Here is a 24055-nt window from a genome sequence, read left to right as displayed (position 1 = left end):
AAGCCGATGACGACCTCGGCCACCGCGACATCGTTCAGCGCCGTCGCCGACAGCTTTGTCTGCCCGTCAGGATGGCGCCGGGACTGGTGCTCACGGCAGCGGCGGCATCGCGCGTTGCACTCAGGCGAACTCGAGGATCACCGCGTCGACCGCGAGGCTGTCGCCCTCCTTGGCGTGGATCTTCTCCACCTTCGCGTCGCGCTCAGCCCGGAGGACGTTCTCCATCTTCATGGCCTCGACGATGGCGATCGGCTCGCCGTTCTTCACCTCCTGGCCTTCGGCGACCAGGATCTGCTTCACGAGGCCGGGCATCGGGCAGAGCACCTGCTTGCCCGAGCCCGCCTGCTCCTTGACTGGCATCAGCGCGGCGAGTTCCGCCTCGCGGCGGGTGTAGACCCGGGCCTCGGCGGCCGCGCCGGCATGCTGCAGGAACACGCCGTTGAGCAGGCTACGGACCTGGATCGCCACACGCTCCGACCCGATCGTCCCGATCCAGACCGGCTCGCCGGGGCGCCACACGCTGGCCACCGTCAGGGCCGTCCCGTCCTCGCGGGTGACCAAGAGATCCTCGCCCTCAGTCTCAACGGTGACGGGGAAGGTTTGACCGGCCAGGATCACGACCCGGTCGCGCTCGAACGCGAAGAGGCCCGGAGCCCGCATCTGGCCGGAGATGCCGCGCTTGCGCTGGTTGAGCTTGTGGTCGATGGCCGCGGCGGCCGCCATCATGCGGATCGCCACGGGACCCGCCGGCTCCGGGGCGGTGAACCCGTCCGGGAACTCCTCGGCGATGAAGCCGGTGGAGAGGCACCCCTCCTGCCAGCGGGGATGCGCCATCAGAGCGGATAGGAACGGGATGTTGTGGCGGATTCCGTCGATGGCGAAGGCGTCCAGCGCCTCGGCCTGAGCGGAAATCGCCTCGCCGCGGGTCGGCGCCCAGGTGACGAGCTTGGCGATCATCGGGTCGTAGTGGATGGCGATCTCGCCGCCCTCCTCGACGCCGGTATCGTTGCGGACGATCGCCTTGCCCTGCTGGCCCTCCTCCGGCGGCCGGTAGGTGGTCAGTCGGCCGATGGACGGAAGGAAGTTGCGGGTCGGGTCCTCGGCGTAGACGCGGCTCTCCACCGCCCAGCCGTTGAGCTTCACGTCGTCCTGGGTGATCGGCAGCTTCTCGCCGGCCGCGACCCGGATCATCAGCTCGACGAGGTCGAGGCCGGTGATCATCTCGGTGACCGGATGCTCGACCTGCAGCCGGGTGTTCATCTCGAGGAAGTAGAACGACTTGTCCTGTCCGGCGACGAACTCGACCGTTCCGGCCGAATCGTAGTTCACGGCCTTGGCAAGCGCGACCGCCTGCTCGCCCATCTTGCGCCGGGTCTTCTTGTCGAGAAGCGGCGACGGGGCCTCCTCGATCACCTTCTGGTTACGTCTCTGGATCGAGCACTCGCGCTCCCCGAGGTAGACGACGTTGCCGTGCTTGTCGCCGATCAGCTGGATCTCGATGTGGCGCGGGTCGGTGATGAACTTCTCGATGAAGACCCGGTCGTCGCCGAACGAGGAGGCCGCCTCCGACTTGGCGCGGGCGAAGCCCTCCGCCACCTCCTCGCCCGAGAAAGCGATGCGCATACCCTTGCCGCCGCCGCCCGCCGACGCCTTGATCATGACCGGGTAGCCGATCTCGTCGGCGATCGTCCTGGCGTGCTCGGGCGATTCGATCACGCCGAGGAAGCCCGGCACGGTGGACACCTCCGCGGCGGCCGCCGCCTTCTTGGATTCGATCTTGTCGCCCATGGCCGCGATGGCGCCGGGATTCGGGCCGATGAACACGATGCCGGCGGCTTCGAGGGCCTTCGGGAAGGCCTCACGCTCGGAGAGGAAGCCGTAGCCGGGATGCACGGCCTGGGCGCCGGTCTTCTTGCAGGCCTCGACGATCTTCTCGATGACGAGATACGATTCGGAGGCTGAAGCCGGCCCGATGTGAACCGCCTCGTCGGCCATGGCGACGTGGACCGCGTCGCGGTCGGCGTCCGAGTAGACCGCCACGGTCCTGATGCCCATCCTTCGGGCGGTCTTGATGACCCGGCAGGCAATCTCGCCCCGGTTGGCAATCAGGATCTTGTCGAACATCGCTGGCGCACTGCTTTCGAGATCGCCGGATTGCACACCGGCTTGACTGTCCCGATAGATCAGATGCGCGGCGGACGGAAGCTGCGCCTTGGTCGAAGCCTCAGGCCGCGAGGGCGAAGGTCATGCGGGCGGGCTGGACCGCGTCGCGGATCCGGCGGTTGGCTTCCAGCGCGAAGACCATCAGCGATTCGGCGCTGCCCTGCGCTTCGCGGACCACTTCCATGGCGATCCGGGCGCCGACCGCGCTCGGGCCCTCACGTCCGCTCAGCGAGGCGGCGAGCCAAACGGCGACGTCGCGATCGATGTAGCCCGTCGGCCGGGTGCCCCACACGGCGAAGTCGACGACCGAGGCCACCAAGAAGTCCGCGAAGGCGTCGGAGCCGATCACCGCCCGCTCGAGGGCGATCAGGAGGTCGGCATCCTCGCGGCTCATGAAGCCCTCCGGCAGGACCTCGCGCTTCAGGACCAGCAGGTCCTCGTCGCTGATCGCGCCCGCCGAAACCGCATGGTTGCAGAACTGTTGAACGGAGATCATGGTCATGGTTGCCTGCTCCTCCGACCTTTGCTGCGGCCGGTGCTTGTCCCTGTGTGTCTTCAACTTACGGGACGGCTTCCCTGCCAGAGGTTAATGGCCAGATCTGAACGGAAGTTCAGGTAAACACGCCGCGATCAAGCAGGCTTATTGGGACGTTGATCAGTTGCGTTACCGGACGATGACCGTGGCCCCGACCGGGACCCGGTTGTAGAGGTCGACGACGTCGATGTTGCGCATCCGGATGCAGCCCGACGACACCGCCTGCCCGATCTTCTCCGGCTCGTTGGTGCCGTGGATCCGATAGAGCGTGTCCTTGCCGTGATCGGAGAGGTACAGGGCGCGGGCGCCGAGCGGATTCATCGGTCCGCCCTCCATGGCATGGACATGCGGCCAGCGCTTGATCATCTCGGCCGGCGGGTTCCAGGCCGGCCATTCCGCCTTGCGGTCGATCCGGGCGGTGCCGGACCAGCCGTAGGCCTCGTCACCCACCGACACGCCGTAGCGCATCGCCTTGCCGTCCGGCAGGACAAGGTAGAGCTGTCGCTCCTGGGTCTCGACCACGATCGTCCCCGGCGGCTGATGCGTCGGGTCGCTGACCTGATACCGGGCGAAATGCGGATCGAACTCCGCCTCGGGAACGAGCGCCATGAACGCTGCGTCGCGGGACGACAGGGTCGGATCGGGCACGCCTTTGAAGGTGCAGCCGGTCAGGCCCATGATGCAGGCGAGCGCCGCTAAGATGCGCATGATCCCCTCCCCCGCGGCCGTTTCCGATCTCGAACGGTCCGCCACCGCAGGTCTATTCAACGGAAGATTTGCGCAACCATAGGATCAGCGGGCACGCGGCCGTAGTCCGCGCGTTGCGCCCGTGGCACATTGCGGGCTCCTGTTGCGGGCGCGCGACAGGATCGCATCCGGGAGCGACCGTCTTGACCACCCTGTACGTGAGCCATCCCGCCAGCTTCGACCACGAAGTCCCCGAAGGCCATCCGGAGCGGCCGGCCCGGATGCGCGCCGTCGAGCGCGCCCTCGAGGACGAGCGCTTCGCCGGCCTGGTTCGGGCGTCCGCCCCGCGGGCCGCGCTCGAGACCGCCGCGCTCGCGCATCCACGATCCTACGTCGACGCCGTCGTCGCAGCCGTGCCGGAGACCGGCATGGTGTCAATCGACTCCGACACCATCCTGTCGCCCGGCAGCCTGGAGGCGACCCTCCGGGCGATCGGCGGCGCCACCCACGCCCTGGATGCCGTCATCGGGGGTGAGTGCCGCAACGCCTTCGTGGCCATGCGTCCACCCGGCCACCACGCCGAACGCACGCGGTCGATGGGGTTCTGCCTGTTCAACCACGCCGCCATCGCCGCCCGCTACGCCCGGGAGAAGCACGGCGCCGAGCGCGTCGCCCTGGTCGATTGGGACGTCCACCACGGGAACGGCAGCCAGGACATCTTCTGGGACGATGCCGCGGTGCTGTACTGCTCCACGCATCAGATGCCGCTGTATCCGGGCACCGGATCCGCCTCCGAGCGGGGTGAGAAGGATACGATCGTCAACGTGCCGCTCCGGCCGAACGATGACGGTGCGGTGTTCCGTGAAGCGTTCGAGGCCGGCATCCTCACGCGCCTGGAGCGCTTCAGGCCCGACGTCATCGTCATCTCGGCGGGCTTCGATGCCCACCGGCTCGACCCGCTGGCGAACCTGCGCCTGGAGGCGGAGGATTTCGGTTGGGCCACGCGGCGGCTCATGGATGTGGCCGATCGGTGCGCGAACGGGCGGATCGTGTCCGTCCTCGAGGGCGGGTACAGTCTCGAAGGCCTGGCGAAGTCCGCCGCCGCGCACGTGGACGCGCTGATGGGCCGGTGACGGCGTCCCCTCACCCGTCGAGGGGTTCGTCGCCGAGGTGCTCGATGCCGAAGCCGGAGAGGCCCACATAGGCCCGCGAGGTCGTCGCGAGGTTGCGGAATGAGACCACGCCGAGATCGCGCAGGATCTGGGCACCGAGACCGACTTCGCGCCACTGCCGGGCGCGTATCGCTTCCGTGCCCTCATCCGTGACGTTCTTCACCGGAACGCCGGCCGCGCCGTCGCGCAGGTAGACCAGCACGCCGCGCCCGGTCGACGCGAAACGCTTCAGGACCGCGTCGATCTGCTTGCCGCCGCCGATCACGTCGGCGGCGACATTGGAACGGTGGAGCCGCACCAGCACGTCCCGGCCGTCGCCGATCTCGCCCATGACGAAGGCGAATTGCTGGATCGACTCGAAGGGTGTGGAAAACGCGTAGGCGGTCACGTCCCCATGATTGGAGCGCACCGGGAAATGCCCGACCCGCTCCACCAGCCGATCGCGCGCCTGACGGTAGGCGATGAGATCGGCCACCGACACCTGCTTCAACCCATGCTGGCCGGCGAAGGCCTCGATCTGCGGACCCTTCATCACGGTGCCGTCGTCGTTGGCGAGTTCGCAGATGACCCCCACCGGCGGCAGCTCCGCCAGTCGGCAGAGATCGACCGCCGCTTCTGTGTGCCCCGAGCGCATGAGGACGCCGCCGTCCCGGGCGATCAGCGGAAAGACGTGTCCGGGCCGCACGAAGTCGCCCGCACCCATGTTGCCGTTGGCCAGCGCCCGCACCGTGTTGCAGCGCTGCTCGGCCGAGATACCGGTGGTCAGGCCGTGCTTGACGTCGACCGTGACGGTGAACGCCGTGCCGAGCGGCGCGTCGTTCGATGCGACCATCGGGGCGAGATGCAGCCGCCGCGCCTCGTCCTGCGTGATCGGCGCGCAGACGATGCCGCAGGTGTTGCGGATGATGAACGCCATCTTTTCCGGCGTGCAGAGCGAGGCGGCGACGACGAGGTCGCCCTCGTTCTCGCGGTCGTCGTCGTCGGTGACGACCACGATCTCGCCGCGGGCGAAGGCCGCGATGGCCTCGGTGACAGTGCAGTGGGGCACGGGCATTCTCGGGTCGTTGGGGCGAGGACCAGGGTCAGGGCTGCTGCCCGACCTGCCCTCGATGGCGCAGATAGTGATCGGCCAGCACGCAGGCCATCATGGCTTCCGCCACCGGCACGGCGCGGATGCCGACGCAGGGGTCGTGACGCCCCTTGGTGACGAGATCCACCTCGTCACCGTCGCGGGTGACCGAGCGGCGGGACGTCAGGATTGAGGAGGTCGGCTTCACGGCGAAGCGCACCACCACGGGCTCGCCGCTGGAGATGCCGCCCAAAATCCCACCCGCGTGGTTGGCGAGGAAGCGCGGGCGGTCGCCGTTGCCGGCGCGCATCTCGTCCGCATTGTCCTCGCCGCGCAGGGCCGCGGCTGCGAAGCCGTCGCCGATCTCGACGCCCTTCACGGCGTTGATCGACATCATCGCGGCGGCGAGGTCGGCGTCGAGCTTGCCGTAGACCGGCGCGCCAAGGCCCGGCGGAACGCCCTCCGCCACGACCTCGATGATGGCGCCCACCGACGAGCCGTCCTTTCGGATCCCGTCGAGGTAGGTCTCGTAGAAGGAAGCCGTCTCGGCGTCGGGGCAGAAGAACGGGTTGTTTCCGACCTCGTCCCAGTCCCAGCGCGACCGGTCGATGGCATGCGGTCCCATCTGCACCAGTGCGGCCCGGATGCTGATCCCCGGGATGACCTTCCGGGCCACGGCCCCGGCCGCGACCCGCGCGGCAGTCTCGCGCGCGGATGAGCGACCGCCACCGCGATAGTCGCGGATGCCGTACTTGGCATCATAGGTATAGTCGGCGTGACCGGGCCGGTAGCTGTCGCGGATCTCGGAGTAGTCCTTCGAGCGTTGATCAGTGTTCTCGATCATCAGGGCGATCGGCGTGCCGGTGGTGAACTGCCGGCCGTCCGTCCGGTCATCGGAGAACACGCCGGACAGGATCTTCACCTGATCGGGCTCGCGGCGCTGCGTCGTGAAGCGCGACTGACCGGGCTTCCGGCGGTCGAGCTCGGCCTGGATCTCCTCGGCCTCCAGGGGCAGGCCGGGCGGGCACCCGTCGACGACGCAGCCGAGCGCGACTCCGTGGCTCTCGCCGAAGGTGGTGACGCGGAACAGATGGCCGAAGGTGTTGTGCGACATGGCGCGGCTGCCTTAGCGCGGGAGCGCCGGGGGCACAAACCCGGTCCGTGCAGAGCGCCCCGGCGGACGCGATCGATCCCGCGCGCGCCGTCGCTCGGCGGACACGCTGACGCAACGGCGAGCGGTGGAACAGCGATGAAGATGGCGGTGCCGGACTGCTTCGCAGCCCTCGTCGAGGACGCCCAAGGAGCGCAGCGCTCTCACGCGCCGCCCCGCGAACGGGGCGGATCGAGACCACCCCGCGCCTTCAGCGCCCGGTACGCCGCGACCGCGGTGGCGAGATCCCGGTGCAGCCTCCGCTCGTCGCCCAGGGCGCGGAGGTCATAGGTCTGGCCGAGGATATGGGCCGCCTCGTAGCCCTCCGGCAATTCGCCGACGCTGCCGAGGGTGATCGTCGCGTTCGGCAGCGCCGCGGCAAAGTCGGCCAAGCGTGCCCGCAGCGCCGCACCGCTGGCGCGCAGATGGGCGCAGGCCGCCGGGCCATGCTCACGGATCGCCGCCACGGTCCCCTGCGCGAGCGACAGATGAACCGCCTCGCGATGCGCCGGAAAGAGGTAGACGAGGTAGTAGCCCCGCGTCGCGCTGGTGGTGATCGCGGGATCGAAGACCGCGATCCAGGGGATCGCGGCCCATTTGCTGCCGCGGCCGGGGCTGCCCTTGACCAGGAACGGCCCGTCGATCGGCACCAGGGCGGTGCGCAGTTCCCCCGGGGCGCCCCTCCGGATGATCGAAGCCAGTGGATGACCGGCCGGTGGGTCGAGCCGGGCGAGCGGGTACTCCTCGACGATCCGCCGAAGTGCGTAGCCCAGGCTCACGGTCGCGCCAGCACCCCGCCGGTCAATTCCTCGCGCACCCCGGTGGTCGACGGAAGGGTGATCGGGAGACCTTTCAGCGAGCGCACCGCGAGATACGCGAAGGCCTGCGCCTCCAGGTAGGCGGAGGACCAGCCGATCGCGTCGGCGGTCGTGATCTCGGCGCGCAGGTGATAGTTCAGCAGCCGCACCAGCTCGCCGTTGCGGGCGCCGCCACCGGCCACGATCCAGCGGGTCGGGACCTCGGGGGCGTGGTCGAGGGCGCGGGCTACCGCGCGCGCCGTGAAGGCCGTCAGCGTCGCGGCGCCGTCCTCGGTGGAGAGCTGGCCGGCGAGCTTGTGGGAGAACCAGTTCCGGTCCAGCGATTTCGGCGGCTTGCGGAAGAAGAACGGGTGGGTCAGCAGCCAGGCCAGCAGCTGCTCGTCGGGACGGCCACGGGCCGCGGTCCGGCCGCCGTCGTCGAGGTTCTTGCCCTCGCGCTCCTGCATCCACTCGTCGATCAGGGCGTTGCCAGGTCCAGTGTCGAAGGCGATGACGCCGCCCTTCGAGTCGATCAGCGTGGCGTTGGCGACACCGCCGATATTCAGGATGCCGAAGGGGCCGTCGAAGCCCGACGCCTCGGCCAGGGCCTTGTGGAAGACCGGCACCAGCGGCGCGCCCTGCCCGCCCGCCTCGATATCCGCCCGGCGCAGGTCCGAGACCACCGGGATGCCGAGCCGGCTCGCCAGCGCCTGCCCATCCCCGATCTGGATCGAGATGCGCTGGTCCGGCCGGTGGATCACGGTCTGCCCATGGAAGCCGATGACGTCGATCTCGGACGCCGCCAGCCCATGCTCCTCCAGGAACCGCTCCACGGCCTCGGCATGGGCGAGGGTGACGAAAGCCTCCGCTTCCGGCAGACGGCCCGGCCTGTCGCCGGGATGGAGGACCGATTCGGCATCCTTGGTGGCCGCGCGCAGCAGCGCCTTCTCGTCGTCGGCATAGCCACGGTAGCCGGTCGGGCCCAGTGGTTCGAGGAAGTTGTTATGGCCCTTGACGACGTGGACCCGCTCGCCGTCGGTCTCGATCAGCGCGATGTCGACGCCGTCCAGCGAGGTGCCGCTCATCAACCCGATCGCGCGCATCATCGCCATCCTCACCTGCCCCGTGCCTTTCCGCGAACGCCCTGCTAAGAGCGCGCCGTATCCTGTACCCAGCGCGAGCTAGCACGCGGAGCCTCGGCCTGTCGCGCGAAGCCCGCGACCCGAGATTGCATCCATGACCGCCGACAGCTTCGCGCCGAAATCCGATTTCCTGCGGATCCTGACCGAGCGCGGCTATATCCACCAGACATCGGACCTCGCCGGCATCGACGCGGCGGCGCTCGAAGGTCGGCTGACGACCTATGTCGGATACGACTGCACGGCGCCCTCGCTCCATGTCGGGCATCTCCTGTCGATCATGATGCTGCACTGGCTGCAGGCGACCGGGGGCAAGCCGATCGCCCTCATGGGCGGCGGCACCACCCGGGTCGGCGATCCGTCCGGCCGCGACGAGACCCGCAAGATCCTCACCGTCGAGCAGATCGACGCCAACAAGGCCGAGATCCGCAAGACCTTCGACCGGTTCCTCCGCTTCGGCGATGCGGACGGCGACGCCGTGATGGTCGACAACGCCGAGTGGCTGACCAAGCTCAACTACATCGAGATGCTGCGCGACGTCGGCCGGCATTTCTCGGTGAACAGGATGCTGTCGATGGACAGCGTGCGCCTGCGCTTGGAGCGCGACCAGGAATTGTCGTTCCTCGAATTCAACTACATGATTCTGCAGTCCTACGACTTCGTGGAGCTGAACCGCCGCTACGGCTGCGTCATGCAGATGGGCGGCTCGGACCAGTGGGGCAACATCGTCAACGGCATCGATCTCGGCCGCCGCATGGGCACCCCGCAGCTCTACGCGCTGACATGCCCGCTGCTGACCACTGCCTCGGGTGCCAAGATGGGCAAGACCGCTGCCGGGGCGGTGTGGCTCAACCCGGACCTGCTCAAGCCCTACGATTACTGGCAATTCTGGCGGAACACCGAGGACGCGGATGTCGCCCGCTTCCTCAAGCTGTTCACGCTGCTGCCCATGACGGAGGTCGAGCGGCTGTCCACGCTGGCCGGCTCCGAGATCAACGCCGCCAAGACGGTTCTGGCCACCGAGGCCACCGCGCTGATGCACGGTCGCGAGGCTGCAGATGCCGCCGCCGAGACCGCGCGCAAGACGTTCGTGGAGGGCACGCTCGCCGCAGACTTGCCGAGCGTCAGCGTCCCGGCGGCGGTGCTGGATGCGGGGCTCGGTGTGCTGACGGCGTTCGGGCCGGAGGTCGCCAAGCTGGTGCCATCGACCAGCGAGGCGCGGCGCCAGATCAAGGGCGGCGGCCTGCGCGTCAACGACGTTCCCGTAACCGACGAGAAAGCGCTGCTCGGCCCGAGCGATCTGACGCAGGACGGTGTGATCAAGCTGTCGTTCGGCAAGAAGCGGCACGTCCTCCTGCGCACGGAATGAGTCGCGCATCGGGGCGAGCGGATCGAGATACCGTCAGGTGAGCACATCGGGCCGCATTCTCGTCATCGACGACGAGCCACCGATCCGCCGCCTGTTGCGGACCGGCCTCGGCACGCAGGACTACACCGTCGTCGAGGCGGGTGATGGCGGGTCGGCGCTCGCGGCGCTGGGCGCGGGCGAGATCGACCTCGCGATCCTTGATCTCGGCTTGCCCGACATGGCGGGCCACACTCTTCTCGCCGCGATCCGGGAGCGCTGGGCGAGCCTGCCGATCGTGGTCCTGTCGAGTCGCGACGACGAGCGCGGCAAGGTCGAGGCGCTGGATCTCGGGGCCGACGACTACGTCACCAAGCCGGTCGGCATGAACGAGCTCCTCGCCCGGATCCGTTCTGCGCTGCGCCATCGCCTCGCGATGCAGAGCGAGCGGCCGGTGTTCCGCATCGACGATCTCTCGGTCGATCTGGTGCGGCGCATCGTGCGCATGGGCGAGCGCGAGGTGAAGCTGTCGCCGCGGGAATACGATTTCCTGCGGGTGCTGGTCCAGCACGCCGGCAAGGTACTGACGCACGCGCAGCTCATGCGCCACGCGCCGTCCTCGTCCGATCCCCAGTACCTGCGGGTCTACATGCGCCAGCTCCGCCAGAAGCTGGAGCCGGACCCGGAGCGACCGCGCTACCTGCTCACCGAAACCGGTGTGGGCTATCGGCTGCGGGCCCCGGATTGACGTCAGGCCGCGCCGACGGTCGCTTGGCCCGTACAGCGCGGCAACCCGGCGGCGCCACATCGGCGGCGCACCCGCTTCACGACGTTTGGCCGGCGACCCGACTGAGGCAGCCGAGCCGGGCCGTCAGGGCTCCAACCCGTCCTCGATCCGCCGCGCGGCGCGCAGCCGCTCCACCCGGGTCACCGAGAATATTGAGGCCTCGTAGAGGAGCAGCATCGGCAGCGCCAACGAGAGCTGCGAGATTACGTCCGGTGGGGTCAGGATGGCGGCGGCCACGAAGACCAGCACGATGGCGTAGCGCCGCTTCTCCCGCAGGAACTTCGCGTCGATGATGCCCACCTGACCCAACAGCGTCAGGATCACCGGCAGCTGGAACGCGATTCCGAACGCGAAGATCAGCGTCATGATCAGCGACAGGTACTCATCGACCTTCGGCAGCAGCTTGATCGTCGGCTCTCCGGCCACGCCCACCTGCTGGAGCGACACCGAGAACTTGATCAGCAGCGGCATCGCCAGGAAGAACACCACCAGCGCGCCGAGCAGGAAGAAGATCGGCGTGGCCACGAGGTAGGGCAGGAACGCCTTGCGCTCGTTGCGGTAGAGGCCGGGCGCCACGAAGGCGTAAATCTGCGTGGCGATGACTGGAAAGGCCAGGAAGGCCGCGCCGAACACGCTGAGCTTGATGTTGGTGAAGATCTGTTCGAGGAAATGCGTCGCGATCAGCTCGGCGTTCTGTGTCCCTACGATGGACGTGTAGGGATAGACCAGGACGTTGTAGATGTCGCGCGAGAAGAAGAAGCAGGCGAAAAACATCAGCACGAAGGCGATGAGCGACTTGATCAGCCGCGCGCGCAGCTCGATCAGGTGTTCGAGCAGAGGTGCCCGGGAGGCTTCGATCTCGGCCTCGTCCGCTTCGGTAATCATCGGACAGCGGCGCCGTTCTTCGGGTCCACAATGGTGTCGTGCGCGGTGGGCGGCTCCGGCGACGGTCCGAAGGGGTCGTCCACCGAGCCGGGCACCGGCAGTGGCATCTCCGCCGTATCGGGCGGGGAACTCGTATGCGACGCGACCAGCGGCGCGGGCTCGGGTAGCGCGGGTTCCGCCACTTGGGACGCGGCTTCCTGCTCGGCTTTCAGCTGCGCCGTCGCATCGGCGAGGGATCGCGTCTCCACGGTAGGCAGCTCAGGGCCGAGCTTCTCGGGGCCGGTCTTGGCCCGTCCCTCGACCGCGCCTTTCAGCTCGTCGCGGATGGTCTGCACGGGGTTGAAGGTCGAGCTCGCGGTCCGCACGGTGTTGCGGATCCCGTCGACCTCGCGCCGGACGTCATCGAGCTCGGCCTCGCGGATCGCCTCGTTGAACTGCATCTGAAACTCGCCGGCCATGCGGCGCAGCTTCGACGTGACCTGGCCGACGGTGCGCAGCGCCTTCGGCAGATCCTTCGGCCCGATGACGATGAGGGCGACGCCGCCGATCAGCATCACCTCGCCCCAGCTCATATCCAGCATGTCGTCGACGGTCCTGCTGCCCTGCGGCCCGGACCTCAGTCCGGACCCCGTCAGGCTCTACACGAGCACGCGTCCCCTGACAGTCCTTAAGACCGCCCTCTTCCTCAAACCGGCTTGCGCTCGCCGCCGGGCAGGTTGCTCGCCGGGATGGCGGTGCCGGGGCTGGTCTCGGCCGCGTGCGGGATGGTGCGGACGGGCTCGCTCGGCGGGGTCACCGTCTGGCTCGCCTGGGGAGTCTCATCCTCGGCCATGCCCTTCTTGAAGGCCTTGATGCCCTTGGCCACGTCGCCCATCAGGTCCGAGACTTTGCCGCGTCCGAAGAGCAGCATCACGATGACTGCAACGATGACCCAGTGCCAGATACTCATGCTGCCCATGGCAACCTCCTGCGGGCGCCCCGAGAAAGCGGGAGCGTAACGCCACGTCCGGTTGAGGATTTCGGGGCGAACCTAGGGATCGCGCGGCCCGAACACAAGCAGAGGCGACTTCGGCACCGGTGGAAGGCCGCGATGGAAAGCCGCGGGTCAGGCGGCCGCGAGGGCGGCGGCGAAGCGCGCCCGGGCTTCCGGGACGTCGAGCGGGTCGCCGGCGGGATCGAGCCGTGCCAGCGCGGCGGCCGCCCTGGCGGCGGCCCGGCCATCGAGGAGAGGCGCAGCCGTCGCGACATCCTGCATCTCGTGCATCGCGCCGTTGCAGTGCAGCCCGACATCGACGCCCGCCGCGAAGGCGCGTTCGGTCCGCTCGCGGAACGTGCCGGTCAGCGCGTGCATCGACAAATCGTCAGTCATCAACAGGCCGTCGAAGCCGATCGCTCCGCGGATCACGTCACGGATGACGGTGGCCGATTGTGTCGCGGGCCGCTCGGGATCGATGGCCGTGAAGACCACGTGCGCGCTCATCGCCATCGGAAGGTCGGCGAGTGCGCGGAACGGCCCGAAATCCTGTGTCGCCAAGTCGTCGCGGGTCGCATCCACGACGGGCAGGCCGTGATGGCTGTCGCAGGCGGCGCGCCCGTGGCCGGGGATGTGCTTCATCACGGGCAGGACGCCGCCGGCCATCAGGCCTTCGGCGATAGCCCGGCCGATCTCCGCGACCGACGCCGGGTGGGTCCCGTAGGCCCGGTCGCCGATGATGTCGTGAGACCCGGGCGCCGGCACGTCGAGGACCGGCGCGCAATCGACATTGATCCCGACCTCGGCCAGATCGTGGGCCATCAGGCGTGCGCCGAGGTGAGCGATCGCCGCGGCACGGCCTTCGAGCCGGCCGTAACGCCCCCCCGCCGGATAGGCCGGCCAGTGCGGCGGTCCCATGCGCTGAACGCGGCCCCCTTCCTGATCGATCAGGATCGGCGTTCTGTCGGAGCCGACGCAATCCCGGAGCGCATCCGTCAGGGCACGCACCTCCTGCGGTGTGCCGATGTTGCGCTTGAACAGGATGAAGCCCCACGGCCGCGCGTCGCGGAAGAAGGCCGCCTCGTCGGCGGAGAGCGACTTGCCGGCGCAGCCGAGGATCAGGGCACGGGATGTCATCGGGACGTCTCGGGGACTCGTCAGTGGCGGCGCGGGGATGAGAAACGCCCGTTGACTCGGATCGGTGACCGCAGACTCGGGCGGGAACAGGGACGCTGCAAGACGAAACCACGATTCCGGGGGTTTCGACCGCTCTGCGATGGCTCGGGTGTTGCGGGCGGGACTCGGAGCCGGCGGACACATCCGGATGGGTGGTTCGCCCGCCGTCTTGCCCCGCGCAGCGGTAGGGTACCGCGCGGGGGCGTCTCCTCAGACGCTCCTCCTAGGCGTGACGGCCCGGCTTCCGGCCTATCAGTTCTTTGCCACGAAGCACTGGCCGCCGGCGCCCTGCAGGGCGCTGCACAGGCTCGACGCCGCGCCCTTCTCAAGCGGCCCGACGCGGACGCGGAAGATGGTCTTGCCGTTCACCTCAGCCTGCCGGATCAGCTCCGGCTTGCCGGCAAGCTGCGTGTACTTGGCCTGCATCTGGCGGAGGGCGGCCTTCGCCTCGGCAGCGGAACTCCGCACGCCGAGCTGTACCGAGAACCCGCTCACGGGACCGCTCCGGACGGCGTCATCGTCGGAGATCGCCGTGCTCGATGTCGTATCCGGCGCCGCAGGCGCCACGGTCGCGACCCGCTGCGCCGCCTTCGGGGGCGGCTTGACCGCGACGGGCTTGGGCGCGGCCGCCTCCACCGGGGTAGCCTCCGGCGGAGGCGTCATGGGGGCGGGCGTGGCGGTGGCAAGGCCGGCCGCAGCCTGACGCATCGGCGGCGCCTTGGCCGGCGGCTCATCCGTGGGCAGCACCATGGTGGGGATCGGCGCGGGACCCGCATCGGCCTGGGCCTCCCGGGCCGGCGGTGCCGGCGGTGCATCGGGTTTCACCGCCACCGTCCGGACGCGCCGGGGCTCTCCGAAGGCCTCGAATGGACCGTTGCCGGGTGTCGTGCCGCTCTGGGCACCGCCGGCCGGCCCCGTTCCCTGAGCGGTGCGCGCGGCTTCCGCCACGTCGAGGGGCTGTTCCTCGCGGTTGACGATCTTGATCTGCCCGTCCTTCTTGCCCTTTGGGTCGTAGATCTGCCGGTTCTGATCCGGGATCTCCACGCCGTCGGCCACCTTCGGCGCCACCTTGAGCGGCGTCGAATCGGCTTGCACCACCGGCACGCCACCGTGATCGGAGTGGCTCAGGCCTTTGTAGGTGAGCGCACCGGTCACCGCGACGGCCACGACGGCGATGCCGGCGCCGACCGAAACCAGCCGGCGGCGCGGGCTGACCCGCCGCAGCGGCCGGTCGGTGTCGTAGGCGCCGTCCGCGTCGTTCTGCGCCGCACCCAGGTCGGCGCCGTAGGCCGCGCCCTCGGGATGCGTATCCTGTTCCACCGAGGCGAGATACTGGTCGAAGGCGTCGGCGGGGGTCGCTTTCTGAGCCTCCGGAACGAAGCTGGGCTCGATCCGCGCGGACCAGCCGGCCTGCGGCGACGCGGCTGCGACGTTGCGCATCTCGTCGCGGGCCGCCAGCAGGGCACGGAACGGGTCGTCCTGGCCGACGATCCGGGCCAGTTCGGCAAGCGGGTCGGACTTCGCGGCCGCCTGCGGCGCACGGGTACCGTCCTGACGCAGATCGCGCGCAAGGGCGTCGAGATCGACCTGAGCGCGCGAAGCGTTCGTCATGGCAAGATCCTCACATCAACGCCGGTCACCCGCCCGATGCGGACAGGCTTATCGCATCTCGTCCGGCGCGGTCACACCGAGCACCGCAAGGCCGGCGGCAAGCGTGCTCCGAAGAGCCTCGACGAGCGCCAGCCGGGCCCACGTCGACTTTCGATCGCTTGCATTAACAAACCGTAATTGCGGCAAGTCTTTGCCCTTGTTCCAGAAACTATGAAGCGCGGACGCGAGCTCATAGAGGTGGAATGCGATCCGGTGCGGCTCGTGCGCCACGGCGGCCGATTCGAGGACCCGCGGGTATTGCGCGATGAGGCGCATCATCTCGATCTCACCCACATCGGTGAGCAGGCCGAAATCCGCTTCTTTCAGCAACGCCGGAGCCGATAGGTCCGCATCGGGAAAGGCCTCGCGCGCCTGCCGCTGCACCGAGCGGACACGGGCATGGGCGTACTGGACGTAGAAGACCGGGTTGTCCTTCGACTGCTCGACCACCTTGGCGAGGTCGAAGTCCAGGGTCGCGTCGTTCTTGCGGTAGAGCATCATGAAGCGGATCGCGTCGCGGCCCACTTCATCGATGACGTCGCGCAGGGTCACGAACTCGCCGGACCGCTTGGACATCTTCACCGGCTCGCCTGCGCGCAGCAGCCGCACGAGTTGGCAGAGCTTGACGTCCAGCGTGGCCTGACCGTCGCTCACCGCCTTCACGGCCGCCTGCATGCGCTTGACGTAGCCGCCATGGTCGGCCCCGAGCACGTCGATCAGTTCGGTGGCGCCCGCGCGGTACTTGGCCCGGTGATAGGCGATGTCCGAAGCGAAGTAGGTGTAGGACCCGTCGGACTTCAGGAGCGGCCGGTCGCTGTCGTCACCGAATTCCCGGGTGCGGAACAGGGTCTGCTCCCGATCCTCCCAGTCGTCCGGCAGCTGGCCCTTGGGAGGTGGCAGCCGGCCCTCGTAGACGAGGCCCCGCTCCCGCAACTCCTGCAGAAGCGTCTTCACGGCCCCGCTCTGCTGCAGCGTGCGCTCGGAGAAGAACACGTCGTGGCGGATCCCGATCGCCGCGAGGTCGGCCCGGATCATGTCCATCATCATGGCAAGCGCGGTTTCACGGACCAACGGAAGCCACTCCGCCTCGGGCCTGTCGAGGAGCACGCGGCCGTGCGTCTCCGCCAGCTTGGCGCCGACAGGCTTGAGGTAATCGCCCGGGTAGAGGCCCTCGGCGATGGCGAAGGGCTCGCCCAGGGCCTCGCGGTAGCGCTCGAAAGCCGAGCGGGCGAGCACGTCGACCTGAACGCCGGCGTCGTTAATGTAATATTCCCGCGTCACCTGCCGGCCGGCGGCGACCAGCAGGTTGCACAGGGCATCGCCGAACACCGCACCGCGGCCGTGGCCGACATGCATCGGGCCGGTGGGGTTGGCCGAGACGTACTCGACGTTGATCGGGCCGCCGGAGAGTTGCGCGCGGCCGAACGCCTCCGGCGCCGCGAGTGCGCTGCGCAGAACCTCGTGGAAAATCGCCGGTACGAGCCGCAGGTTGATGAAGCCGGGCCCGGCAACGCTCACCTCCGCGATCCGCGGATCCGCCCTGAGCTCCGCCGCCAGGGCCTTGCCGAGGGCCTTCGGGTTCGTTCGAGCCTCCTTGGCGAGGACGAGGGCCGCATTGGTGGCGAGGTCGCCGTGCGCCGAATCGCGGGGCGGCTCGACCACCACGCGGGCGAGGTCGAGACCGTCGGGCAACTGGCCGGCGCGTGTCAGGGCCTCGACGGCCTCGCGCACACGCGCCTCGAACAGGGCGAAGATGTTCATCGGTGTCGGTCTCGCTCGCGCGGGGATCTCGTCGCTCGGGCCATCCGGCCTGCGCCCGCCCGGGCCGTCTAGCAAGGGGCCGGAAGGGTGTCACGGCAGGTCCGCGCTTGTGCCGGCCGCCGACGGCTGCGCAGTGGCCCGCTCGCTTACCCGCAACCGGCGCGGTCACGTTATCCAAGGCGACGAATACCGATTTTTCAAAGCGTATCTTGCCTCGGAGCGGACGAGGTCGTGTCGTCGCGGTCGATCGCGACATTCTCGATCCTGGAGAGACCGATGAAAATCTTGACGATTGCCGGTTCAGCGCTCTGCGCCCTCATCCTGGCCGCTCCGGCCGCGGAAGCCGGCGGTTTCCGGGGCGGCGGCTTCCACGGCGGCTACCGGGCCGGTGGTTTCGGCTATCGGGCCGGTGGTTTTGGCTATCGGGCAGGCGGATACGGCTACCGCGGCGGCTATTACGGGCGCGGCTACGGGTACGGCCGTGGCCTCGGCTACGGGCTGGCGGGAGCCGGTCTCGGCCTGGGCCTCGGGCTCGCCGCCGGCAGCCTCTACGGCGGGTACGGCTACGGCGGATACGGCTACGGCTACGGCTACCCGGCCGCCTACGGTGCCTATGGCTACGGCTACCCGGCCGCCTATGGCGGTTATGGCTACGGTTACGGCTGCGGCTGCTGATCGCCGATGCGCCCCGTCCGCCGATGAAGCGCGGCGGGGAGCACGTTCGTCACCGGGCGGCGCAACGTGGTTGTCGACGGCGTCCCCGGTGGGAAGTAGCGGTGCGCTTCACGGCCCGCCGCCCACCTAAGGAAGCGTCGGTGTCGTCCGCGTCACGGCTCAGCGAGTGGCAAGCCCCGGCTCGGCAACTCCCAATGGAGATCCGGCGTCGCGGCGTGGAGCTTGCGGTGGGCCAGCACCGCGTAGGTGTCGGTCATGCCGGCGATGTAGTCTGCGACCCGCCGGGCGACGCGCGCCTGCGGGGCGCCGTCGAGACCGGTGCGCCACTCCTCCGGCATCCGCGACGGATCCGCCGAGAAGGCCGCGAACAGATCGTTGACGATCGCGTCGGCCTTCTTCCGGACCGCCACGACGCCCGGATGCCTGTACATCCGCTTCCACAGGAAGCCCATGATGTCCGCGTCCGCCGCCGCGATCGACGGTGAGAAGGCGATCACCGGCGCTTCCGCTCGTCGGATGTCCTCGACGGTCCGGGGATCGAGGGCAGCGATCCGACGGCTCCCCTCGCGGATCACGTCTTCCACGAACCGCGTGATCACGCGCCGCGCCAGTTCGTGCACCACGCGGGACGCTTCGAGGCCAGGGTGCAACCGGTCGATCTCGTCCAGGATCTCGGCCAGGAACGGCACGGCGCGCAGCTCCGGGATATCGAACAGGCCGGCGCGCAGTCCGTCGTCGAGGTCGTGAGCCGCGTAGGCGATGTCGTCGGCGAGCGACGCGGCCTGCGCTTCCGGGCCGGCCTGGCTCCAGAGATCCAGGGAATTCAGCGTGTCGTACTCGAGGATCGCGGCCGGAATGCCGCGGGCTGCGTAACGCGGTGTCGGCTGCCCGTCCGCCGTCAGCAGCGGCCCGTTGTGCTTGACGAGGCCCTCCAGCGTTTCCCAGGCCAGGTTGAGGCCGTCGAAGCCGGCATAGCGCCGCTCCAGACGCGTGACGATCCGGAGGGCCTGCGCGTTGTGGTCGAAGCCGCCATGAGCGGCCATGCAGGCGTCCAGCGCGTCCTCGCCGGTATGGCCGAAACAGGTGTGGCCGAGATCGTGGCTGAGTGCCAGCGCCTCGGCGAGATCCTCGTCGAGGCCCAGCGCGCGGGCCAGCGCGCGACCGATCTGGCTGACTTCGAGGGTATGGGTCAGGCGCGTTCGATAGTGGTCGCCCTCGTGATGCACGAAGACCTGAGTCTTGTGCTTCAGCCGCCGGAACGCCGTCGAGTGGATGATCCGGTCACGGTCGCGCTGGAAGTCGCTGCGCGTCGGTGAGGCAGATTCGGGGATCAGCCGCCCGCGGGTCCGGCCGGGATCGGTGGCGAAGGGCGCGCGCCAGCGCTCACCGTTAGGCCGCACGAACGTCTCTCGCCATCGCCTGCACCCTGGTCATGAGCCCTTCCCGGTCCGGCGCGTTGCGGCGCGGGCCGGTGCCCCATATCTTGTGAACCGTGGCGCCCGGGACAACGGCCCGGCGGCGCCGTCCACCGAACACTGCGTGGCCAGAAACAGATGGCTGACATCACCCTGACCGACCGCGCCGCCAAGCGCATCAACGAGATCATGGGTTCCGAACCGCCGGGCTCATCCCTGCGCATCAGCGTCAACGGCGGCGGCTGCTCGGGCTTCTCCTACGCGTTCGACATCACCCGCAGCCGCGAGGCGCAGGATGTCGCGATCGAGCGGAACGGCGCGACCGTGATCGTCGATCCGGTTTCGCTGGAATACATGAGCGGCTCGACCATCGATTTCGTGAACGACCTGATCGGGCAGTCCTTCAAGATCGAGAATCCGCTTGCCACCGCGTCCTGCGGCTGCGGAACGTCCTTCTCCCTGTAGGCCCCGCCTCGCGCGCCGTTGCACCCGTACGACACCCGGACCGGCATGGAGTCTCGCTCCCGCCGGCACGATTGCCTCGCCCGGCAAAACGCGGCACGCCTGCGGGATACCTGACAAGAGCCCTGGTTCGGACCCCGCCATGATCCACCCGAAGGCCCGCGCCCGCCTCCGGTCGGCCCTGGCGGCAGCCGGAGCGATGGCCCTGTTCGGCCTCGTTGCGCCGTCGCCCCTCCTCGCCCAGGAGGGCGCGGCGGCCGTCCAGGACGTCACGGTCACGGATGTGGTGCTGCCCCTGGGCGGCACGCTGCTCAGGGCGCCCAGATTGACCGCGAGCGGGACTCGCCTGTCGAAGGAGGATCTCGCCGGGATCCTGCGGCCCGATTCCGCCGTCCCGTGGGAAACCCGGCTGGCCCGGCTGGACGCCGGCAGCCTGACGATCCCGGTGCTCACCTCGGAGAATGTCGGCAGCGGCGACAATCGGCAGACCGTCACGTACCGGGACGTCGTCGCCCGCGACGTCCGGGCGGGCCGCGTCGGCGAGCTGACGGCCGCGGGTGCGACGGTGAGTGCCGTCGCGGGTCCGAACCGGGGCTCCGGCACCTACGGTGCGGTGCGGGCGACGGACCTCGACCTCGCGGCGCTCAGCCGCCTTTATACGGTCCCGGGCGACGGCAAGGGTCCGATCCAGCGGGTCTACGGGACCATCCAGGTCTCGGACGTGACCTACGCGGATGCGCGGGGAACCACGGTGAAGATCGCCCGGCTCAGCGGGCGCGAACTCGGCGGCCGCCAGGTGCCCGACGGGTGGAACGGCGCCTTCGCGATTTTGGCTGCGGGTTTCCAGGACGGAACGGATCGCCGCGTCTTCGCGGCTGCGGCGGCCGACCTGATCGAGGCGAGCGCCCTCGGAAGCCTGGAGATGCAGGGTTTCAGCGTGAGCGACACCGATCCCAAGGGGCCGGCGCTGTTCGAGATCGGCCGCGCCGCCTACGCCTCCGCGGGGGCGGATGCCGGCACGTTCCTGGACGACGTCTCGCTCTCGCGGGGCAGCCTGCGCGCGCGGGTCGCGCGGCTTGCGCTGACCGGAACATCGCTCGCCCCGACGATCGCCGGGCTCCAGGGGATCGCCGCAGAACCCACGTCGGGTTCCGGGCTGTCCGACGTCGAGATGCGCCGCCTCGCACCGAATCTCGGCAATCTCACCGTGAGCGACCTGTCGATCGAGCTTCCGCCGGACTCCGGCACCGAGAAGCTGCCGCTCCGGGATGGGCGCGTCCCGACCCGGGCCACCGGTCCCGAGCCGGTCCGGCCGGGTCCCGGCAGGACTCCGGAGGCTAAGGGTCCGGATGCCAGAACTCCGGATGCCAGGGCTTCGGATATCAGAACCGCCGATCCCCTCGCCGTCACCGTCTCACCGCAGCCGCCACGCCGAATTGCCCTGCGCGAGGCCGTCCTCGCCCTCGGTCCACCGAGCAACGGCGTACCGAGCACGAGCCGCCTCAGGCTCACGGGTCTGAGCATGCCCGCCGACCTCTTGGCGGGCGCGCCGATCGTCGGCATGCTTCCAGCCTACGGCTACCGGAACCTCGATCTCGACGTTGTGGCGGATGCATCGCTGGACGAGAAGGCCCGCGACCTGTCTCTGCGCGAGATCAGCGTAACGGGACGCGATATCGGCTCCGTGCGGCTGGAAGGCACGCTGGGCGGGATCGGGCCGGAGCTGTTCTCCGGCACGTTGCCGGCGGCGACGATGCTGATGTTCTCGGGCAGCGCCAAGACCCTCGACCTGACGGTCGAGAATGCCGGCCTGTTCGAACGCTTCCTCGCCGCACAGTCGAAGGATCTCAGCCTCAAGCCGGACGAGCTGCGCAAGGAATACGTCACCGCCAGCCTGCTGGGCGTGCCGGTCATCCTCGGCAACAGCGCAGCCGCGAAGGGCATCGGCGCCGCCATGGGTCAGTTCGTGATGAAGCCCGGCAAGCTGGCGGTCCGCGCGAAAGCCAAGGAGCCGTTCGGCATCGGGTTCATCGACCTCGGCGCGGCGCGCTCGCCGGCCGCCGTGCTCGACCGGCTGGATGTCGAGGCCAAGGCAAACTGAGGGCCCCGATCCCGGCCTCCAAAGGGCAGGCGGCCGGGATTTCAGGAGGGTGGTTCCCCATGATGGCTGCCCGCCTCTCGAAGATCGTGCTCGTGGCGGCCCTGGCGCTGACCTGCACGCTCGCGGTGTTCGGGAACGTCGTCGACCCGACGACCAATTATAGTTTCGTCCAGCACGTCCTCTCGATGGATACCGTGATGCCGGGGTCCGGGATCACGGACCCCGCGGTCCAGCATGCGGCGTTCATCGTGATCGTCGCCGGTGAGGCCGTAACGGCCCTGCTCCTCTGGCTCGGCGTCTCGTTGATGCTCAGCCGGCTGAGGGCACCGGCGGCGCGATTCGCGCGGGCGAAAACCTGGGCGATTGCCGGCCTCAGCGTCGGCTTCCTGGTTTGGCAGGCCGGCTTCCTGGGCATCGGCGGCGAGTGGTTCGGCATGTGGATGTCGAAAACCTGGAACGGCCAGGAAGCCGCCTTCCGGTTCGCCATGACGGTTCTGGGTGTTCTGATCTACGTGGCGATGCCGGATCCCGAGGAGCCGGTCGCGTGATCCCGACAGCCGCACCTCACTGGTGAAGGTCGGCCGTCACGCCTCGGTCCGTTCCACCGGTGGGCCAGTCGGTCCGCGTCGTCGCGGTCGGCGAGTGTCTGCGGCCGCTAGACCGCGATGATCTCTGGGTATAGCGCGGCGAGCGTTGCCCGGGTCGCCTCCGCCCAGGCCCGATCCCGCGCCCCGCGCTCCCGGTCGAGGGGTACGTCGGCGACGAGGCTGGCCGGACGTCGGGAGAGCAGCAGCAGCCGGTCGGCGATCCCGATCGCCTCGGCGACGTTGTGGGTCACCATCAGGACGCTCATGCCGGCCCCGTCGACGGTGTCGACCACGAGCCCGCGCAACTCGGCGGCGGCGGCATCGTCGAGCGAGACGAAAGGCTCGTCGAGCACCAGCACGCGGGGATCGTCGGCGAGCGCCCGCGCCAGCGCCACCCGCCGCTGCATCCCGAGGGACAGCGCCTTCGGGTAGCTGGCGCGCCATGGGGCCAGCCCGAGACGCCCGAACAAGCCGTCGAGGTCGCGCCCGCGCCGCGCGCGCGGCAGACCAAGGCGGATATTGTGCTCGACGCTGCGCCAGGGCAGCAGCCGCGGCTCCTGGAAAACCATCCCGGCCTGTTCCGCGCCGGAAACCTGGCCGGTGTAATCGGTGTCGAGACCGAGCAGGATCCGTAGCGATGTGGTCTTGCCGGCGCCGGACGGGCCGATCAGGCAGACGATCTCGCCGGCCTCGACTCCGAACGCGAGGTCGCGGACCGCCTCGACCGGCTCGGCACCACGCGACCGGTACCATTTCGAGTCGATCGAAACCCGGAGGACGGGATCAGCGCCAGCGGCGGACATGAGCTTCGAGCCGCTGCAGGAGGAGAACGTCGATTCCGATCATCACGGCCATGAACACGAGGCTATAGCCGATGATCGCGGCGACGTCGGTGCTCTGGACGAAGTAGTAGTTGATCGCGAAGCCGACCCCGTCCGGGCGGCCGAGCAGTTCCACCACCAGCACGATCTTCCAGGCGAGCGACAGGCCTGAGCGCGACGCAGTCACCACGTAGGGCTGGAGCTGCGGGATCAACACGTCGCGGGCCCAGGTCAGCCGGTCGAACCGATACGCCCGGGCCATCTCGTCGAGTTGCGGGTCGAGGTTGCGGGCGCCCTCGCGCACGATCACGGCGACGTTAGGAAGCTTGTTCAGCACCACCGCGAGGATCGCGGCCGCCTCGGTCAATCCGACCCAGACATAGGCCAGCACGGTGATCACCAGGGCTGGGGTGTTGAGCAGGACGAGGAGCGGGGTGTCGAGGGTGAGATCCGCGGCCTTCGAGCGACCCAGCGCGACGCCGAGCGCCACGCCGAGGACCATCGCGATCCCAAAGGAGATCGCGACTCGCAGCAACGTCACGCCGACATTGTGGATGAGGTCGCCGCGTTCCGCCTCCTGGATGATGAAACGCAGCACCGCCATGGGCGCCGGCAGCAGGCGCGAACCGGCCTCCAGCGCGGCGGCCTGCCACGCGGCGACGAGCACCAGAAGGGATGCGATGCGGGTCAGCGCACCCATGCGGA

At 69.1% G+C, this 24055-nt stretch carries 23 protein-coding genes; 7 read left to right on the top strand and 16 right to left on the bottom strand.

Going from position 1 to position 24055, the window contains the following annotated elements; translation table 11 throughout:
- Nucleotides 1-120: 120 nt before the first annotated feature.
- The 3 genes from MKK82_RS22665 to MKK82_RS22655 form a co-directional block, all read right to left on the bottom strand.
- Complete coding sequence (locus MKK82_RS22665; protein WP_238285556.1) at nucleotides 121-2124, bottom strand: acetyl/propionyl/methylcrotonyl-CoA carboxylase subunit alpha; 2004 nt, start codon at nucleotides 2122-2124, stop codon at nucleotides 121-123.
- A 100-nt stretch (nucleotides 2125-2224) separates the two neighbouring features.
- Nucleotides 2225-2665 (bottom strand): hypothetical protein, encoded by a 441-nt coding sequence (locus tag MKK82_RS22660; protein WP_238285557.1) that lies wholly within the window; start codon nucleotides 2663-2665, stop codon nucleotides 2225-2227.
- 162 nt (nucleotides 2666-2827) lie between these two features.
- A complete protein-coding gene (locus MKK82_RS22655; RefSeq protein ID WP_238285558.1) occupies nucleotides 2828-3406 on the bottom strand; it encodes a L,D-transpeptidase in 579 nt (192 codons plus the stop codon).
- A 182-nt stretch (nucleotides 3407-3588) separates the two neighbouring features.
- On the opposite strand from MKK82_RS22655, the gene MKK82_RS22650 reads away from it, so the two are divergent.
- Entirely contained in the window at nucleotides 3589-4518 is a 930-nt protein-coding gene (locus tag MKK82_RS22650) for a histone deacetylase family protein (RefSeq protein WP_238285559.1), read from the top strand.
- A 10-nt stretch (nucleotides 4519-4528) separates the two neighbouring features.
- Here MKK82_RS22650 and ribB read toward each other — a convergent pair whose 3' ends face one another.
- The 4 genes from ribB to MKK82_RS22630 form a co-directional block, all read right to left on the bottom strand.
- The gene (gene ribB, locus MKK82_RS22645; RefSeq protein ID WP_238285560.1) at nucleotides 4529-5605 is read right to left on the bottom strand and encodes a 3,4-dihydroxy-2-butanone-4-phosphate synthase; all 1077 of its coding nucleotides are present in this window, start codon (nucleotides 5603-5605) and stop codon (nucleotides 4529-4531) included.
- Between the two features lie 34 nt (nucleotides 5606-5639).
- Nucleotides 5640-6740, bottom strand: a complete 1101-nt coding sequence (gene aroC, locus MKK82_RS22640) for a chorismate synthase (RefSeq protein WP_238285561.1) — start codon at nucleotides 6738-6740, stop codon at nucleotides 5640-5642.
- 200 nt (nucleotides 6741-6940) lie between these two features.
- The gene (locus tag MKK82_RS22635; protein WP_238285562.1) at nucleotides 6941-7555 is read right to left on the bottom strand and encodes a DUF3578 domain-containing protein; all 615 of its coding nucleotides are present in this window, start codon (nucleotides 7553-7555) and stop codon (nucleotides 6941-6943) included.
- Entirely contained in the window at nucleotides 7552-8685 is a 1134-nt protein-coding gene (locus tag MKK82_RS22630) for an anhydro-N-acetylmuramic acid kinase (RefSeq protein ID WP_238285563.1), read from the bottom strand. The genes MKK82_RS22635 and MKK82_RS22630 overlap by 4 nt, the downstream gene beginning before the upstream one ends.
- A 124-nt stretch (nucleotides 8686-8809) precedes the next feature.
- On the opposite strand from MKK82_RS22630, the gene tyrS reads away from it, so the two are divergent.
- Both tyrS and MKK82_RS22620 read left to right on the top strand, forming a co-directional pair.
- Nucleotides 8810-10081, top strand: coding sequence for a tyrosine--tRNA ligase (gene tyrS / locus MKK82_RS22625; protein ID WP_243986914.1), 1272 nt, complete (start codon nucleotides 8810-8812; stop codon nucleotides 10079-10081).
- A 37-nt stretch (nucleotides 10082-10118) separates the two neighbouring features.
- Nucleotides 10119-10805 (top strand): response regulator, encoded by a 687-nt coding sequence (locus MKK82_RS22620; RefSeq protein ID WP_243986913.1) that lies wholly within the window; start codon nucleotides 10119-10121, stop codon nucleotides 10803-10805.
- A gap of 123 nt (nucleotides 10806-10928) precedes the next feature.
- Here MKK82_RS22620 and tatC read toward each other — a convergent pair whose 3' ends face one another.
- The 6 genes from tatC to argS all read right to left on the bottom strand — a co-directional run bounded on the left by tatC (nucleotide 10929) and on the right by argS (nucleotide 17289).
- The gene (tatC, locus tag MKK82_RS22615) at nucleotides 10929-11729 is read right to left on the bottom strand and encodes a twin-arginine translocase subunit TatC (RefSeq protein ID WP_238285566.1); all 801 of its coding nucleotides are present in this window, start codon (nucleotides 11727-11729) and stop codon (nucleotides 10929-10931) included.
- Nucleotides 11726-12310: a Sec-independent protein translocase protein TatB gene (tatB, locus tag MKK82_RS22610; protein WP_238285567.1), complete on the bottom strand. Its 585-nt coding sequence runs from the start codon at nucleotides 12308-12310 to the stop codon at nucleotides 11726-11728. Before tatB ends, tatC begins: the two co-directional genes overlap by 4 nt.
- A 104-nt stretch (nucleotides 12311-12414) precedes the next feature.
- Nucleotides 12415-12687, bottom strand: coding sequence for a twin-arginine translocase TatA/TatE family subunit (locus MKK82_RS22605; RefSeq protein ID WP_243986911.1), 273 nt, complete (start codon nucleotides 12685-12687; stop codon nucleotides 12415-12417).
- 147 nt (nucleotides 12688-12834) lie between these two features.
- Nucleotides 12835-13839 carry a beta-N-acetylhexosaminidase gene (nagZ, locus tag MKK82_RS22600; protein WP_238285570.1) on the bottom strand — a complete coding sequence of 335 codons (1005 nt, stop codon included), beginning with the start codon at nucleotides 13837-13839 and terminating at the stop codon, nucleotides 12835-12837.
- A gap of 291 nt (nucleotides 13840-14130) precedes the next feature.
- Nucleotides 14131-15489: an SPOR domain-containing protein gene (locus MKK82_RS22595; protein ID WP_238285572.1), complete on the bottom strand. Its 1359-nt coding sequence runs from the start codon at nucleotides 15487-15489 to the stop codon at nucleotides 14131-14133.
- Between the two features lie 48 nt (nucleotides 15490-15537).
- On the bottom strand, nucleotides 15538-17289 hold the full coding sequence (argS, locus tag MKK82_RS22590) for an arginine--tRNA ligase (protein WP_243986904.1): 1752 nt from the start codon (nucleotides 17287-17289) through the stop codon (nucleotides 15538-15540).
- Between the two features lie 276 nt (nucleotides 17290-17565).
- Here argS and MKK82_RS22585 point away from each other — a divergent pair, with 276 nt between their 5' ends.
- Complete coding sequence (locus tag MKK82_RS22585) at nucleotides 17566-17964, top strand: hypothetical protein (protein WP_238285576.1); 399 nt, start codon at nucleotides 17566-17568, stop codon at nucleotides 17962-17964.
- 152 nt (nucleotides 17965-18116) lie between these two features.
- Here the strand turns inward: MKK82_RS22585 and MKK82_RS22580 are convergent, their stop codons facing one another.
- Nucleotides 18117-19364 carry a deoxyguanosinetriphosphate triphosphohydrolase gene (locus MKK82_RS22580; protein ID WP_238285577.1) on the bottom strand — a complete coding sequence of 416 codons (1248 nt, stop codon included), beginning with the start codon at nucleotides 19362-19364 and terminating at the stop codon, nucleotides 18117-18119.
- A gap of 153 nt (nucleotides 19365-19517) precedes the next feature.
- Here MKK82_RS22580 and MKK82_RS22575 point away from each other — a divergent pair, with 153 nt between their 5' ends.
- The 3 genes from MKK82_RS22575 to MKK82_RS22565 all read left to right on the top strand — a co-directional run bounded on the left by MKK82_RS22575 (nucleotide 19518) and on the right by MKK82_RS22565 (nucleotide 22490).
- The gene (locus tag MKK82_RS22575; protein WP_238285578.1) at nucleotides 19518-19844 is read left to right on the top strand and encodes a HesB/IscA family protein; all 327 of its coding nucleotides are present in this window, start codon (nucleotides 19518-19520) and stop codon (nucleotides 19842-19844) included.
- A 139-nt stretch (nucleotides 19845-19983) separates the two neighbouring features.
- Nucleotides 19984-21942 (top strand): hypothetical protein, encoded by a 1959-nt coding sequence (locus tag MKK82_RS22570; RefSeq protein ID WP_243986902.1) that lies wholly within the window; start codon nucleotides 19984-19986, stop codon nucleotides 21940-21942.
- A gap of 59 nt (nucleotides 21943-22001) precedes the next feature.
- Nucleotides 22002-22490: a DUF2165 family protein gene (locus MKK82_RS22565; protein WP_243986900.1), complete on the top strand. Its 489-nt coding sequence runs from the start codon at nucleotides 22002-22004 to the stop codon at nucleotides 22488-22490.
- A gap of 107 nt (nucleotides 22491-22597) precedes the next feature.
- On the opposite strand, the gene MKK82_RS22560 is transcribed toward MKK82_RS22565, so the two are convergent.
- Entirely contained in the window at nucleotides 22598-23332 is a 735-nt protein-coding gene (locus MKK82_RS22560; protein ID WP_238285581.1) for an ABC transporter ATP-binding protein, read from the bottom strand.
- The gene (locus MKK82_RS22555; protein ID WP_238285582.1) at nucleotides 23313-24050 is read right to left on the bottom strand and encodes an ABC transporter permease; all 738 of its coding nucleotides are present in this window, start codon (nucleotides 24048-24050) and stop codon (nucleotides 23313-23315) included. The genes MKK82_RS22560 and MKK82_RS22555 overlap by 20 nt, the downstream gene beginning before the upstream one ends.
- Between the last annotated feature and the right edge of the window lie 5 nt (nucleotides 24051-24055).

The organism is Methylobacterium sp. E-046 (assembly GCF_022829625.1).
Classification (GTDB): Bacteria; Pseudomonadota; Alphaproteobacteria; order Rhizobiales; family Beijerinckiaceae; genus Methylobacterium; species Methylobacterium longum.
Note: the sequence above shows the minus strand (reverse complement) of the source record. Positions and strands in the feature narration are given on the sequence as shown.